Here is a 15443-nt window from a genome sequence, read left to right as displayed (position 1 = left end):
TTCCATGCAGCGACTGCGGCTGAGGTTAGTTGAACGGCCTTCTCCCTCCCTTTATTTGAAGTTGCTTATTTCAGCGTCCAGTGTCCTGTTAGCTTTGCTGTTAGGAGCCGTTTTCTTGGTCACCTCCGGAGTTAACCCTCTGATGGCTTATGGGAAACTATTTTTAGGAGCCTTCGGCAGCAGGTTCGGTTTAATCGAAACAGTTGTCAAGGCAACGCCTCTCATGCTGGCTGGTTTGGGTGTCGCTTTGGCTTTTAGATGCAGCTTTTTCAACATCGGAGCGGAAGGACAGCTGTACATGGGAGCCTTCGCAGCCACATGGGCTGCTTATGCTTTTTCCGAACTTGACGCTGCCTTTCTTCTTCCTTTCATGTTGCTTCTAGGGTTTTTGGGCGGAGGATTTTGGGGGATGATACCGGGAGTTTTGAAGGTAAAGCTGAGAGTAAATGAAATAATCACCACTCTGATGATGAACTACATAGCGATATTGTGGGTAACCCACATGTTAGTAGGGCCGTGGATGTACGAAGGCTTTCCGTGGTCCCCCATCATCACCGAAGCCGCCAGACTGCCCAACCTAGCTGGTTCTCGGCTGCATGTGGGCATTTTCTTCGCCTTGATAGCCGCCGTTCTCATCTACTTGATGCTGATGAAAACTAGGTTAGGGTATGAAATCCGAGTCGTTGGCGCCAACATAAAAGCCGCCCGCTATGCAGGCATCAGCATCTTCAAAACCATCATCCCAGCTGTGATAATAAGCGGAGGCCTCGCGGGTATCGCCGGCATGGTTCAGGTGTCCGCCATTCATTACAGAATCATGCCTGGCTTATCCCCCGGATACGGATACACAGCCGTGGTGGTGGCGTTATTGGGGAAATTACACCCCATCGGCGTAATTGCTTCATCCATTTTCTTCGGAGGCTTACTGGTGGGAGCTGACATGATGCAGCGGGCAGTCGGCATACCTGTGGCTTTGGTGAACATCATCGAATCGCTGGTGCTTCTTCTAATTGTTGCAGGAGAGTTTCTAATCCGTTATAGGGTCAGCTTTGAAAGAGGTGGATGAAGCCGTGCAGGAAATTCTGACAGAAATTTTCTCAACAGCACTGGTGGCTTCGGCGTTGAGGCTGGGTACTCCTCTCATTTTGGCTACGGTTGGGGAAATCTACGCTCAACGCTCAGGGGTGCTAAATCTGGGCGTAGAGGGAATGATGATCGTAGGGGCTTTAGTCGGCTTCATCGGGGTGAACATCACAGGAAATCCTTGGATGGGGATCCTTTTGGCAGCCTTATGCGGCGGAGCCATGAGTCTTATTCATGCCTTCCTGTCCATCACAACCAGATCAGACCAAGTGATTTCAGGGTTTGCTCTATCCATTTTCGGCATAGGGGTAACCAGCTACATTGGGAAAAAGTGGATCGGCATGGCGGCGGAGGCGGGTTTCTATCCCATCTACATCCGCGGCTTGAGCGACCTTCCGATAGTAGGGCCTATTCTGTTCAGCCAAAACGTTTTAGTTTATCTCGCCTTCTTCATCGTCGCTGTGTCTTCATGGATTCTCTTCAAAACACGGATCGGCCTGATAATCAGGGCGGTGGGTGAAAACCCTGAAGCCGCGGACATTCTAGGCGTGAACGTCTATTTGACGAGGTATCTCTGCGTGTTCTTCGGAGGCATCATGGCCGGCATCGCAGGAGCCTACCTGTCACTGGCCTACACCCGCCAGTGGGTGGAACTCATGACCGCCGGGCGTGGGTGGATAGCCATAGCCTTGGTGATCTTTGGAATGTGGAATCCTGTATGGAGCTTCGCCGGCTCGCTGTTTTTCGGAGTCATTGACTCCTTTCAGCTGAGGCTTCAGGCTGTAGGAATAGGTATCCCCTACAACCTGCTCATGATGATGCCCTACGTTCTCACCATTCTCGCTTTAAGCTCCATTTCTACGACGGCTTTGGCGAAAAAGATAGGCGCACCCACCGCGCTCTTAACTCCGTATGTGAGAGGCGAAAAAACATAGGAGGCTGCATGTAAACTTCTAGCCCGGCTGTCCGGGAGCACTCCAGAGACAGCTGTAGTTTAATCTTGGTTTTTCAGAGTTTTTTCAACGCCTTCAGTATCTTCTCAGGGGTCATAGGCAAGCTTTTGATGCGAACACCTATGGCGTTAGCAATGGCGTTAGCGATGGCCGGAGCCGTGGGGACGATGGGAGGTTCGCCGGCGCCCTTGGCTCCGTAGGGTCCATAGGGATCGGAAGGCTCAACGAGGGCGACGTAGAGGGGAGGCATATCCAGAGAGGAGGGGATTTTGTAGTCGAGGAAACTGGCGGTGAGAATTTCCCCTGTCCGAGGGTCAATCACGGTGTCTTCGGTGAGGGCGTAGCCTATGCCTTGAGCTACGCCGCCTTCAATCTGACCCTCCACCGCTTGGGGGTTGATGGCTGTGCCTACGTCGTGAACTGCTGCGAAGCGGAGGAGTTGCACCTCCCCCGTTTCCATGTCCACCTCCACCTCGGCAAACTGAGCTCCGAAGGGTGGGGAGTTGGCTTGAGCTGTGAAGGACCCGCGGCCGACGATGGTCCCAGCGTCTTCCATGTCATGGAAGCGGATGTGCTCCGCGAGTTCTCGGAGAGAAATTGCTGTTTCAGGGTCTCCGCGAACGTAGATTTTCCCTTCAACCATTTCAAGGTTTTCAACCTTGGTGTCCAGTTTTTCCGCTACTTTCTTCAAGATTTGCTTGCGCGCGTCAGCCGCTGCGAGCTTAGCAGCGGAGCCGCATACGTAAGTGGTTCTGGTTGCGAAAGAGCCGTGGTCGAAGGGGCATACGTCCGTGTCTATTTCCGAACTCAGTTTAATGTCGTCTATTCGCACTCCTAGTTCTTCAGCTGCTATTTGAAGGATAACGGTCTTTATTCCCTCACCCATCTCGTGGAGAGCCATCATCAAATTGAATGTGCCGTCATCGTTCATCTTAATTACAGCATTCGAAACTTCCGGATAGGGTGTGAAGGTTCCCCCCAACCCTGACACTTGAGTTACAGCGGCCATGCCTATGCCTTTTCTTTTGGCGCCTTTTCCCCGGTAGGCGGGGTCCTCTCTCCGCTTCCAGCCGATGAGCTCAGCCCCCCGGTCCATACACTCCTCCAAGCCGCAGGTTTTAAGAGGATTCTTGCTTGAAGGGACCGTGTCTCCTACTCTCACCTGGTTTCTCCTCCGTATCTCCAGGGGGTCTAGGCCCAGTTCCTCCGCAGCCATGTCCACAAGCTGCTCCAAAGCCCACTGGCCTTGAGGGTTGCCAAAGCCCCGGAAGCCAAGGCTTGGGGGGCAGTTGGTGTAAACAGAGTCTCCTGTAACCCGGAAGGCTGGAAACTTGTAAAGGCAGGTGAGCATCGTGCAGCAGACTCCTATCACAGCTCCTCCCTCAATGGCGTAGCCTCCTGTGCTCATGGTTATTTTTGCGTCGAAGGCTGTGAAGTGGCCGTTGGGGTCTGTGCCGAGTTTGAGTTGGAGGATGGCGGGGCTTCGGTTGCCGGTGCCTCCGCCGAGCACCTCCTCCCGGGTGAGGACGATCTTCACCGGCCGGCCGGTTTTCCGCGACAAAAGCACAGCGAGAGCATCGTAGGAGGCTGTGAGAACTTTACCTCCGAACCCGCCACCTAGGTGAAGAGCGATGACTCTGATGTCGCCTTCCCGCATACCTAAAGCCGCAGCCAAAGCTTTACGGTAGTGAAAAACAGTCTGAGTTGTGGCCCAGATGGTGACTCGGCCGGTTTGGGGGTCGGCGGAGGCTAGGACGGCGTGGGGTTCCAGCTGCGCGTGGTGGGGGGCGCTGGTGCGGAAGGTTTCGGGGCCGAAGACGTGGGCGGAGTCCCGGAAGGCGGCTTCCACGTCGCCCACGGCGATCTCCAGGTGGTTGGCGATGTTCCGCTCCCGGTCGTAGATGCCCCGCTCCCCGCCCACATGCAGCCTGGGGGCCCCAGGCCGCATGGCCTCCTGGGGGTTGAAAACCGCGGGCAGAGGCTCGTATTCCACCCTGATCTTCTCCACAGCCTCCTCCGCCGCCTCCAGGCTGTCCGCCGCCACCGCCGCCACCTCATGGCCCACATAACGCACCCGATCGTCCAGAATATACCGGTCGTCAGGGGATAGAGGAGGGTGATGATGGCCCATGTGGGACGGGTGTTTGGGTACGTCGCGGTGGGTTAGGACAGCCTTCACCCCGGGAACCCTCTCCGCCTCCCCCGTGTCGATGCCCACAATCCGAGCGTGAGCCAGAGGACTGCGAAGAATCTTCCCCCACAACATCCCAGGCAGCGACAAATCCCCCACAAAAACAGCCCGACCCGTAGCCTTCTCCAAACCATCAAACCGAGCAACACTCTTACCCACAAAAGAGAAAACAGGCATAACTTTTTTATGGAGCAAGAATTATAAAAATTTTCGATTCTACTTTTCAGTTTAGCTACTTTTTAGCTTTAGCGATCTCTTCGGTTAACCATTTCACAGCGGCTTCGCCTTGGAGAAGATTTTTAAGTTCTCTCTCCAGATTGGAAGGCTGAATTACCGCCAACCACCCTCTCCCATAGGGATCTTCTTTGACGAGGTTTCTGTTTTCAGGCTTTTTGATTTCTTCGTTAACATCTACGATGACTCCGCTCACCGGGGACTCCAGAGGTCCGACCCATTTCGCTGACTCCAAGGTTCCGAAGAATTTCCCCTGAACCACCGAGCTGCCTTTAGGCCGTATGCGGATGTGCAGGTCTTTTCCCGCCTGGTCTTGGCCGAAGTCCGTGATGCCTACTCTCACTCTGTCGCCGGATTCTATCTTAGCCCAAGTGTAGCCTTTAGCCCAGTAATAAAGTTCATCCGGCAGATTATAGTTCTCAACCTTAACCATGTTGACACCTTGCATTGTTTTGCCGAGGGTCCCTATATAATTTTAGGACCTAGGGAAACTTATCGGTTAAAAAATGAAAAAATCCGGGGCCGTCAGCCCTTAGACTTCAGTGGGCCATTTGTTTTCCTGAAGCGCAGCTGTGACGGCGTTCACGTCCCCAAAATATAAGGCCCCTGCTGGGCAGTGTTGAACGCAGGAGGGTAGCAGTCCCTTCTCAATCCTGTGAACGCAGAGGGTGCACATCTCCACTACGTCCTTTTCCGGGTTGTATTGCGGAGCTTTGAAGGGGCAGGCTTCGATGCAGGCTTTACAGCCGGTACACAGCTCCTTGTTTATCAAGACAATCCCGTCTGAGCGTTTGGTTATAGCGTTCACCGGGCAGGCTTCAATGCAGGGAGGTCTGCCGCAGTGCATGCATCGCAGGAGGTTGAAACTCATCTTAAGTTTCCCGTCGACCTTGTATACGCGCTTGGTTATCCTCAGCCAGGAAGGCCCTACAGGAATCTCGTTTTCCTGCTTGCAGGCTACCACGCAAGTGGGGCATCCGACGCAGCGATCGGGATGGAACATCAGCGCATACTTAACCATTGTCTCAAGCCTCCACCTTGCCTATTTTACATAAGCAACCTCTTATCAGGGGGGTTCCCGAATGCTTGTCGTAGGGAGGATCATCGTAGGTTATGATGTTGATGTTTGACTCGAAACATCCCCGGTCAGGGTCGTCTTTCCTTTCAGGGAACCACCAGTGGGAATAGGCGTGAATCACCTTGGGGTGCACTGTTTCCGTAAGTTCAGCTTTCAGTTTAACCCGCTCACCCTTTCTTCTGGGAGTCTCAATCCAAACCCAGTCTCCGTTTCGAATGCCTAGCTCCTCCGCGGTTTCAGGGTTGATCTCCACTTTAGGCTCAGGGTTCAGCTCCCTCAGCCAAGGAAGCTGCCGCAGAGCTCCATGGTAGAAGCAGATATGCCTTCCCCCAGAAATCAGGATGAAAGGGTATTCCTTTGCAAGCTCCGGGGTGCTGTAGGGGCTCTCCGGGGGTTCCTCGTAGTAGGGCAATGGGTCGAAGCCCTGCTCCTTCAGCACGTTGGAGCAGAGTTCAACGTTGAACGAAGGCGTTTGAAAGCCTATTTCCTCGTATTTCTTGTACTTGATCGGTATGCTTACGATGCGTTTTTTCTTCAACTCGTCGACGGTGATGCCCAAAGGCTCCAGCCGCCAGTTGTTATAGGCGTCTGAGCTATCTATGGGAATAGGTGATTTCAGCCCCATTCTTTTAATTAACTCCGCAGCCATTTTTCTCTCTTCCCAGCACTCGTAAAGCGGCTCTATCACTTTTTCCCCGATGCTCACGAAAGACTCGTGATAGTCGCGTTTTCCTTTGGGCGGAAGATAGAAATAGTGCAGATCGTGGATCATGTCTCTCTCCAGCCATGTAGCCGAAGGGAGAACTATGTCCGCCAGATTGGCGGTGGGCGACAGGAAGAAGTCTATGCCCACCATGAATTCCAGCTTTTTAAGGGACTCCTGAATCTTCTTGCTGTTTTGAAGTCCCATCACCGGGTCGTTGACCCATATCATCGCCTTAACTTGACCTCTCGCTATGGCCTCGATGGCCGAGGGGGGGTGAGCATCATTCCAAGGCGAGTCGTAGCCATAGATAAGAGGCCATTCTTTGTACCCAGGCCTCGTCTCAAAGAGCTCCAAGGGTATGGACTCCTTATGAAGTCGGAAGAAGTCGACGTAGGACCGGGAGCGAGGAGGTGAAGGATAGGGCAGAATATTGCTTCCTTTTATGTCAACGTTACCTGTAACAGCGGACAGCAAGTCCACCGCTCGAACTGTTTGAAGGTTGTTGGTGTTCATAAGCAACCCCATCCGCGTATGGAAGGCACAGGGCTTATTTTTTGCATACAATCTGGCAGCTTTAACTAGGTCTTCCTCAGGCACCCAGCTGATTTCCGCTACTTTGCTTGGAGGATACTGCTGCACGCGCTCTTTTAACTCCTCGAAGCCGGTGCACCAGTTTTTCACAAAATCTTCATCGTAAAGCTTCTCGTTGATGATGACGTTCAGCATCCCCAAGGCCACAGCCGCATCGGTGGCCGGTCGCGGCTGCAGCCAAACATCCGCCTTGGAAGCAAGAGGCGTGAACCTGGGGTCAACGACTATCAGCTTCGCGCCTCTAGCTCTGGCTTTGAGGATTCTCCGTGCAGTGGAGCAAGGGTGGCTTTCGACGGGATTAGCCCCCCAGATGAGGATGCAGTTGCTATTGTCGTAGTCAGGCCCCACCTCCCATGTGTGAGACTGGCCGAAGGTAAGCGAATCAGCCACGAAAGCAGGTCGGAGGCAGTAGTGCGCGTCGGTGCCGAAAATATAGGGGCTGCCTACGGCAATAAGCCAAGCCATCCATGGGCCGACTTCGTCTCTGTCTCCGTCGCAAAAGCCGAAGGCGATGGATTGGGGGCCGTATTTTTCTCTGTATTCCGTGAATTTAGCTGCCATCAAATCTAAGGCTTCCTCCCACGATATTCTCTCCCATTTGCCTTCCCCTTTTTCGCCAACTCGCTTCATGGGATACTTCAAACGATCCGGGTGGTAGAGCAGTTGAACAAACGCTAAACCTTTCGGGCACATGGTACCCTCGTTTTGAGGGAACTCCGGGTCTCCTTCGATTTTCTTGACCACACCGTCTTCCACGTGAACCAGTACTCCGCATTCGCAGTGGCATTGGGTGCAGATGGATTTTACTATTTTTTTCATGAAGAAACCTCACATAATTCCAATAGTCATAAATACAATTGGAAAAAATATAAATTTTATTGCGCCGAAAAACCGATTGCTCAAACTTGAGATGTTGCTGGAGAAAAAATGTTTCAAAGGGATGTTTCCATTGAAGATACAGCCTCGAGACTGGCGGTGAACCGTGTCGTGGAACCTTCGACAGGTCCTTCGCCTCCGCGTGAATCCCCTGAATATGTGAGGACAAGCCTCGCCGCTGCCATAACGTTGGGCTTAATGCCTGGGAGATTCTATCGGAATGCCAAACTATACTGCCTTAACCTTCTTCTGACCTACAGGGAGGGGTGCGCCGGGAGATGCGCCTACTGCGGGCTCTCCCACACTCGAACCATAGCTAAACCTTGGGACGAATACAGTTTCATACGGGTAGAGTGGCCTGTGGTCCTCCTTGAAGACGTTGCCCGAAGGATAGAAAGCGGATTCTGCAGTCATGTGGAGAGAGTATGCGTCTCCATGGTCACCAACGGTAAAGCGAAAAACGACACGTTGAAAATTGTAGGGGTGCTCAGCGAGAAGATCGAAGCCGTCTCCGCCCTCATCGCACCTACCATCGTCGACAAGAAATGGCTAGGTAAGTTGAAGCACGCTGGCGCTGACAAGGTGGGTGTGGCAGTTGACGCTGCGACGCCGGAACTGTTTGAAAGGCTGAGAGGCAAAGGCGTTGGAGGACCTCATAAGTGGAACAAATACTGGAGGGTTGTGGAGGAGTCTGTGGAAGTCTTCGGCAGATTCAACGTGGGCATACACCTCATCGTAGGTTTAGGTGAAACAGAGGAAGAGGCAGTGAAGACTATTCAGAAGGCCTATGACGCAGGCGCCCTCACCCATCTTTTCTCCTTCTTCCCGGAAGAAAACTCGCAGTTGCAAGACAGCCTGCAGCCGCCTATAGGAAAATACCGGAGAGTTCAGCTTGCTAGGTTTTTGATAAACAAAGGCCTAGCTAGGGTGGAAGATATGACGTTTGACAGGGTAGGCAGACTAACAGACTTCGGCATCGCAGAAGACTTATTGAATGAGACAGTGGAAAGCGGCTGGCCGTTTATGACCTCGGGGTGCGCTGGCAAAAGTATGGACAGCGCCTGCAATAGGCCGTTTTCAAACTGCACTCCTTACCAAGCATATTTGGGGGAGCTGCGGAACTATCCTTTCCAACCTAACCGGGATGATGTAGAACTCATCAGAAGGCAGCTGTGGGACTATTCTGAGGAGCCGGTTAGGGTCTGGATGGGTGAGGTGGCTGGGGAGCTGTTAAACCAGCGTTATCGATGCTAGGAGTTTACTTGGACATGAACTTGATAGAAGACTGTTTCAACGCCTCCAGCCGCAGGCTTTTCTCTATCTTCGAGAAGGCCTACCGTCTCTCTAGAAGAAACTTCCGAGACGTGATTCATTTCTACGCCCCTGGCATGGTGCGTTACGCAACATCTTTCTACCAAGCCGGTGACCCTTACAGGTTTCCCGGGATCTCCATTACTGGGAGGACATGTCAGCTTAACTGCGAACACTGCAGAGGAAAAATGCTGGAGAACATGATCCCAGCGCCAACCCCTGAAAAACTTTTCAAAACATGTGAACTGGTCAAAAAAGCCGGGGGAGTTGGATGCCTAATCACTGGCGGCGGCATACACGACGGTAGTGTTCCCCTGAAAAAATTCGTCCCCGTGATGAAGCGCATAAAGCGGGAGATTGGATTAAAATTGGCGGTGCATGTAGGGCTTATCGACCAGTCCTTGGCGGAAGAATTAGTGGACGTGGGTGTAGACGCTGCCATGGTCGACATCCTCGGAGCGGATGAAACTGTTAGGAAAGTCTACCATCTAGACCGAAGCGTGGAAGATTTTAGCTCAACGTTATCCGTTCTGGAGAAAAATTGCATACCAACCGTCCCCCACATCGTGGTAGGCATCCACTACGGGCGGTTGCTGGGTGAAGGGAAAGCTGTGGAGATGCTTGCCAGACATCGACCGGCGGCCGTAGTCGTCGTCGCCCTCATGCCTCTGGCAGGAACGCCCATGGGGCATGCAGCGCCCCCCAGCCCTATGGACATCGCCAGAGTGATCCTTGCTTCAAGACTGAGCATGCCTAGGACGCCGATAATTTTAGGGTGCGCCCGGCCTAGGGGAGAGCAGAGGATCGAAACCGACATCTTGGCTTTGAAGGCTGGCGTAAATGGGCTTGCCTACCCCTGTGAGGAGGCATACCGGCTGGCTGAGAAGCTGAAGCTCAGCGTTGAGTTCCACAGTGAATGTTGCTCGCTCCTTTGGAGAGAACTTGTTTAGGCTAACGGAGTGTTCCGGTGAGGAGACTGTGGAGTGGCGGCTGCTGGATACAGGTGTACGTACTGCTGCGGAGAACATGGCGTTAGACGACGCCCTACTGGAGTGTCGGTCTTCCCATCTCACTCCGGATACTCTACGATTTCTCAGGTTCAACCCCCCAGCGGTTTTGGTGGGCTACCATCAAGATGTAGAGCAGGAAGTCCGCTTATCCTACGTTGAAGAAAAAGGAATCGACGTCAACAGAAGGCTCACAGGCGGGGGAGCCATCTACTTTGACCAGTCGTCGATAGGGTGGGAAATAGTCGCCTCCAAATCCGCTGTCCCCAACTACCATGCCAGAGAGGAGCTGTTCAAGTGGATGTGCCAAGGAGTAATCTACGCCCTTAAAACCTTGGGCGTCGAAGGAGCCTTCCGGCCGAAAAACGATGTGGAAGTGAACGGTAGAAAAATCTCCGGCACCGGGGGTGTGGAGCGGGGTGAGGTGTTTCTATTCCAAGGCACGCTTCTCACCGACTTCGACGTAGACTCTATGATCCGCGCCTTACGGATACCCATTGTGAAGCTGAAGGATAAGGAGCTTAAGTCCGTAAAACAGAGGGTAACATGCCTAAGCTGGGAACTAGGCAGCACTCCCAGCTACCAGAAAATTAAGGAGGCTCTGGTGAAAGGATTCGAGAAAGCCTTGAAGGTTAGGTTGATCGAAGGGAGTCTAACAGAAGCGGAAGAGAACATGTTCAAGGAGAAACTTCCCTATTTCCAGTCTGACCAGTGGATCTATTCGGATAGGCGCTTGTCCCATGGGCTGGGAATGGTGCATGCAGTGGATAAAACGCCGGGAGGACTGGTGAGGGTTTCGCTGGCATTAGACAGAGAATCAGAAATCATCAAGCAAGTATTCATCACAGGGGATTTCTTCACCTTCCCATCCCGGGCGATCCTCGACCTAGAAGCAGCCTTAAAGGCAACTCAGCTTGAAGAAGCGCAGAATATTGTTGAAAGCTTCTTTGCGGAAAAATCCGTTCAGATAGTTGGGGTGACTCCAGGACATATCGTTGAACTTATTCTGGAGGCTGCGGATAAGTTGTCTTTTGAGAAGATAGGTCTCTCGGAGGAAGAGGTAAACTGCTTGTACCCTGTTTTGCGGCATAGCCTTTCGGAGAACGGTTTTGAAGGTGAATACCTTCTTCTGCCTTACTGCGCCAAAGACCTCTCGTGCAAACACCGCTTCCTAGACAGCTGCGAAAAGTGCGGAGTTTGCTCAGTTGGAGAAGCCTACGAGCTGGCTGAGCGTGTGGGAATGAAGGTCATCACCATCCTAAGCTTCGAACATCTGATGGAGGTTTTAGAGAAGTTGAGGAGAGAAAAGGCAAGAGGGTATGTTGGATGCTGCTGCGAAGCTTTTTACTGCAAGCATAGGGACGACTTAGAGCAGGCGGGGGTTCCAGGGCTTATCATCGGCATCGAAGACCAGACCTGCTACGACCTCGGAAAAGAGGGAGAAGCATACAAGGGGGAGTTTAACGCCCAGACAAAATTGAAAACAGACTTGCTTGAAAAGCTACTTCCACAAGTTGGAAGAAGACGGTAGTATGACAGGTAAAAGTTTTGACGTAATAGTTGTGGGAGGAGGCCCGGCTGGGGCTGCCTCAGCCATAAAATGCGCTCAACTCGGATATAGAACCCTTCTCCTGGAGAAGGGAGCACCGCCTAGACATAAGCCCTGCGGGGGAGTGTTTCCTTCCATCTGCACTGAGGTTTTAAGCGACCTAGGATTGAAGCTACCCCAAGAGGTAATGTGCACACCTCCAACCCTCAGCCTTTTCTACGTTCCGCCTGAAGGTAGGAGGAAAGGCGGAGCTGTCCGAGGCTACAGGCTCCTCAACGTAAATCGAGACCTCTTCGACCGTTGGCTGCAGAAAGCATCGCAGAACTTCGGGGTGGATGTGAGGTTCAAGGCTGAATTTAAAGGCCTTCGCTTCGCCGGCGGGAGGGTGGAGGTTGCGGCGGAGGTTGACGGTGAGAAGGCGAGGTTTTCCGCCTTATATTTTGTAGGTGCAGATGGGGCGCTTTCCCAGGTGAGAAGAAAACTGTATCCGTGTAGGCGTATGAAAATGTTTACAGCTTTACAGGAATGGTGGGAAGCTGAGGGAGATTTCAGCGACTGTTTCTATGTGTTTTTCAAACAGGAGATCGCTCCCCTTTACGCCTATGTGGTTCCGAAAGACGGGTTTTTTGTGCTGGGAACAGCGCTGCCTACAGGCTCCTTTAAGCAGATGTCTACCCGTATGGAGAAGTTTAAAGAATGGCTGCGCCGAGAATTCTCCTTTCACCCCATTCGATTGGTTAAAGAGGAAGCCGCCGTCCTTCCTCATGATAGGCCGGTGAACGGAGAAGACCGTGTGGTTTTGATTGGCGATGCAGCCGGTTTTTGCAACCAATTTTCCGGAGAAGGCGTGAGGCTGGCGATGGAAAGCGGGATCACGGCGGCTGAATCCATAGATATAGCTGAACACTCCGGGGAAAGACTTTCCTCAGTCTATAGCCGACGTGTAGAAGATTTGAACATGTTTATCCGAAAGACGCAGGAATCCACCTCAAACTTAACCGATGAGGCGGCGGGGGAATTTGTAAAGTCGGAGCTCAAACGTAGCTTGCCGCTGTGATCCGCGTCTATTCTTCACGCAGCCTTTTTCCACACGTGTGGAATTATTTCCTGCCAGCGACAACTGGGAACGTAGCTCTGCAAAGCCGGAACTTTTGGGGAGAATTCAGGAATAGGGATAAATAGGGTGGGATGAGTAACACCTACATTACCATGGATGAATTATTCGCCCACCTCAGCAACATCGTCGGGGAAGAAGACATCTCCGAGGATCCGCTGGAGAAAAGCCTCTACAGTCACGACACAGCGCCCATACCGAGCTTTCTGTCCAAACTCTTCAACATGCAACCCGCCGCCATCGTCAGGCCTGAAAACGTTCAGGAAGTGGCGAAGGTAGTAGAGTTCGCCTTTCACCGCCGCATTCCCATAGTGCCTCGAGGGGCTGGAACGTGGGCGTTAGGGGGGTCAGTGCCGGTTAAAGGCGGCCTCGTGCTTGACCTTGTTAAATTGAACAGGATCAAAAAGCTGTATTCCGATGAGCCTTCCGTGGAGGTTGAGGCGGGGATAGTATGGAAAAGACTGATGGACCAGCTGTCAGGCGAAGGTTACACCGTGCTATCCTATCCGACCAGCGCACCGTCCAGCACCGTCGGCGGCTGGATCAGCACGGGAGGCTACGGGATAGGCTCTCTGAAGTTCGGATATTTCGGTGAGCAAATCGCAGAGTTGGAGGTGGTTTCCCCCCAAGGTCGGATACAGCGGCTTACCTCAGGCTCAGAGGAGCCTGAGATGAAGTGGTTTTTCGGCACCGAGGGAGTCCTCGGAGTGATCACAAGCTTAAAGTTTAAAATCCGTAGAAAACCTGAAAAAACAGCCGTATGCGCACTGTATTCTTCTGAATTTGAAACGGTGGCAAACCTCCTCAGTAGTCTAGCCAAAGCGGAAGTTGTTCCCTATCTTTTGAAGTTCATGGACAGGGAACTCGTGGAGTTAAAGAACCAAGTAAGCCGGGTGAAAATTCGGGAAGAAAACTTTCTTCTAGCAGCCTATGAGGGGCCAGCGTCCGAAGTTACCCGCGGGGTCAACTACTTCGGAGAAGAATTCCGAAAGGCTAAAGCTAAACTGGCTGAGGAAAACGTGTGCACTCACGAGTGGGAGGAAAGATTCAACCCCATGCGGATAAGCCGGCTTGGCCCAACCTTGCTGGCGGGGGAGGTCGTTGTCCCCCTAAACCGCCTGAGTGCTACCGTCGGCGGAATCAAGTTGCTTCAAAAAAAATACGGCATTAAACTCGGAGTTGAAGGCTACGTGGTTTCAAGAGATTCCGCCCTAGTCATGGCGGTGTTTTTGACGGATGAGAGAAAGACGCTGAAGTACACCACCCAGTTCGCCTTGATAAAAGATATAACCGACATAGGATTAAGGCAGGGGGGCTCCCCTTACGGAATCGGCCTCTGGAATTCTTTCTATGCCGCCGAGAAATACGGGACGGAATATTTTGAGGAGCTTAAGCGTGTGAAAAAGAAGCTGGACCCCAGAGGGATAATGAACCCGGGTAAATTCTTCGAGGCGAGTACAAGATTCGGGTTTCCCATCCCTCCGAGATTCTACCGCCTGTCCATGGCCGTTGGAGCCCTTGTTAACCGGCTTATTTAGGGAGGATTATGTCCCTTGAAGCTTTCCATGTTGGAGCACTTTAATATGGCGTCGGAGCCGTGGGTCTGCTCCCAGTGCGGTTACTGCCGGGTTATCTGCCCAGTGTTCGATCAGCTCGCATGGGAGTCAACAGCCCCCCGGGGAAAAATATACTACATGAAGCTACTTCTCGGAGGGAAACATTCGCTTGAACAGCGTCCGTTCAGCGATAAGTTTGCAGAGAGAGTTTTTCAGTGTACACTCTGTGGCCACTGTAAAGAGGTATGTCAATCTAAAATCGACCTCACAAAGTTGTGGACGGCAACCCGGGCAGAGCTTGGAAACAGAGGACTGCTTCCTCCGCCGGCTAAGGAGATCGATAAAGCCGTCCTGAAGGAGAACAACATTTTTTCAATGCCCAACTCCGAGCGAACCATTTGGTCGATGATGATCGAAGAGCAGGTTTTACCTAGAATCAACAAGCCGGCTAAAATCGCCTACTTTATAGGCTGCGTCTCCGCCTTCACAGGCAGAATAGCCTCCATACCTGAATCCACCGTCCGAATCCTTGACTCAGCGGGAGTAAACTACACCATACTCGGTTCCGATGAATGGTGCTGCGGTCACCCTTTGATTCTTGCAGGGAAAACTTTTTCGGCAAACAGGTTAGCGGAGCACAACCTGAGAAAACTCAAAGAATTGGGAGTGGAGAAACTCGTCACGAACTGCGCTGGATGCTACCTTGCGTTTAAACATGAATACCCCACCTTACTCGGCATAGACCCTGAAATCGAGATTGAGCATTTTTCACAATTTCTAAGCTCCCAGGTGAACGGAGGCAGATTAAAGTTTAAGCCGCGGACAACGGTTGTAACATACCACGATCCTTGCGAAATCGGAAGGTTGGGCGGCATCTACGAGGAGCCCAGGCAGATTTTAGAGAATCTCCCGGGAGTCAAATTGCTGGAAATGCCCTACAACCGCGAGAGGAGTAACTGCTGCGGTGGGGGAGGTCTCCTTAAAGCTACTAATCGAAACTTGTCTTTCAACATTGCTGAAAAAAGACTTAAGGAGGCGGAGGAAATAGGTGCTGCCAATATTGCCACAGCATGCGTAGCCTGCAAGCTTCACATGACCGACGTAGCCGCTGAGAGATGCGCGAAGATGGCCGTATATGACATCGCCGAATTGGTCGCCGAGTTTCTGGCGTAACCCGGGGTTTGTGGGGTGGAA

12 protein-coding genes are annotated in these 15443 nt (G+C 52.4%); 8 read left to right on the top strand and 4 right to left on the bottom strand.

Translation table 11 applies throughout. From position 1 onward, the window contains the following. Positions 1-115 precede the first annotated feature (115 nt). Complete coding sequence (locus BWM17_RS06810; RefSeq protein ID WP_309493186.1) at positions 116-1066, top strand: ABC transporter permease; 951 nt, start codon at positions 116-118, stop codon at positions 1064-1066. Continuing rightward, positions 1059-2018 carry an ABC transporter permease gene (locus BWM17_RS06805; RefSeq protein ID WP_309493747.1) on the top strand — a complete coding sequence of 320 codons (960 nt, stop codon included), beginning with the start codon at positions 1059-1061 and terminating at the stop codon, positions 2016-2018. The genes BWM17_RS06810 and BWM17_RS06805 overlap by 8 nt, the downstream gene beginning before the upstream one ends. Before the next feature lie 73 nt (positions 2019-2091). Here the strand turns inward: BWM17_RS06805 and BWM17_RS06800 are convergent, their stop codons facing one another. From BWM17_RS06800 to BWM17_RS06785, 4 genes are all read right to left on the bottom strand, one after another. Further along, positions 2092-4404 carry a xanthine dehydrogenase family protein molybdopterin-binding subunit gene (locus BWM17_RS06800; protein WP_309493185.1) on the bottom strand — a complete coding sequence of 771 codons (2313 nt, stop codon included), beginning with the start codon at positions 4402-4404 and terminating at the stop codon, positions 2092-2094. Between the two features lie 55 nt (positions 4405-4459). Next, positions 4460-4894 carry a hypothetical protein gene (locus BWM17_RS06795; RefSeq protein WP_309493184.1) on the bottom strand — a complete coding sequence of 145 codons (435 nt, stop codon included), beginning with the start codon at positions 4892-4894 and terminating at the stop codon, positions 4460-4462. Positions 4895-4993: 99 nt separating this feature from the next. Beyond that, positions 4994-5482: a 4Fe-4S dicluster domain-containing protein gene (locus BWM17_RS06790; RefSeq protein WP_309493183.1), complete on the bottom strand. Its 489-nt coding sequence runs from the start codon at positions 5480-5482 to the stop codon at positions 4994-4996. Positions 5483-5486: 4 nt separating this feature from the next. Beyond that, a complete protein-coding gene (locus BWM17_RS06785) occupies positions 5487-7655 on the bottom strand; it encodes a molybdopterin-containing oxidoreductase family protein (RefSeq protein ID WP_309493182.1) in 2169 nt (722 codons plus the stop codon). A 168-nt stretch (positions 7656-7823) separates the two neighbouring features. Here BWM17_RS06785 and BWM17_RS06780 point away from each other — a divergent pair, with 168 nt between their 5' ends. The 6 genes from BWM17_RS06780 (at position 7824) to BWM17_RS06755 (ending at position 15422) form a co-directional block, all read left to right on the top strand. Beyond that, complete coding sequence (locus BWM17_RS06780) at positions 7824-8966, top strand: radical SAM protein (RefSeq protein WP_309493181.1); 1143 nt, start codon at positions 7824-7826, stop codon at positions 8964-8966. Between the two features lie 14 nt (positions 8967-8980). Beyond that, positions 8981-9973 (top strand): radical SAM protein, encoded by a 993-nt coding sequence (locus tag BWM17_RS06775; protein ID WP_309493180.1) that lies wholly within the window; start codon positions 8981-8983, stop codon positions 9971-9973. Then, the gene (locus BWM17_RS06770) at positions 9966-11561 is read left to right on the top strand and encodes a lipoyl protein ligase domain-containing protein (RefSeq protein WP_309493179.1); all 1596 of its coding nucleotides are present in this window, start codon (positions 9966-9968) and stop codon (positions 11559-11561) included. The genes BWM17_RS06775 and BWM17_RS06770 overlap by 8 nt, the downstream gene beginning before the upstream one ends. Then, complete coding sequence (locus BWM17_RS06765; RefSeq protein ID WP_309493178.1) at positions 11545-12636, top strand: NAD(P)/FAD-dependent oxidoreductase; 1092 nt, start codon at positions 11545-11547, stop codon at positions 12634-12636. The genes BWM17_RS06770 and BWM17_RS06765 overlap by 17 nt, the downstream gene beginning before the upstream one ends. Positions 12637-12767: 131 nt before the next feature. Continuing rightward, positions 12768-14231, top strand: a complete 1464-nt coding sequence (locus BWM17_RS06760; RefSeq protein ID WP_309493177.1) for an FAD-binding oxidoreductase — start codon at positions 12768-12770, stop codon at positions 14229-14231. Positions 14232-14246: 15 nt separating this feature from the next. Next, on the top strand, positions 14247-15422 hold the full coding sequence (locus tag BWM17_RS06755; protein WP_309493176.1) for a (Fe-S)-binding protein: 1176 nt from the start codon (positions 14247-14249) through the stop codon (positions 15420-15422). Positions 15423-15443 lie beyond the last annotated feature (21 nt).

This window comes from Candidatus Hecatella orcuttiae (assembly GCF_002009985.1).
Lineage (GTDB): Archaea > Thermoproteota > Bathyarchaeia > Hecatellales > Hecatellaceae > Hecatella > Hecatella orcuttiae.
The sequence above is the reverse complement of the archived record's forward strand: the minus strand, read 5'-3'. Positions and strand labels throughout refer to the sequence as shown.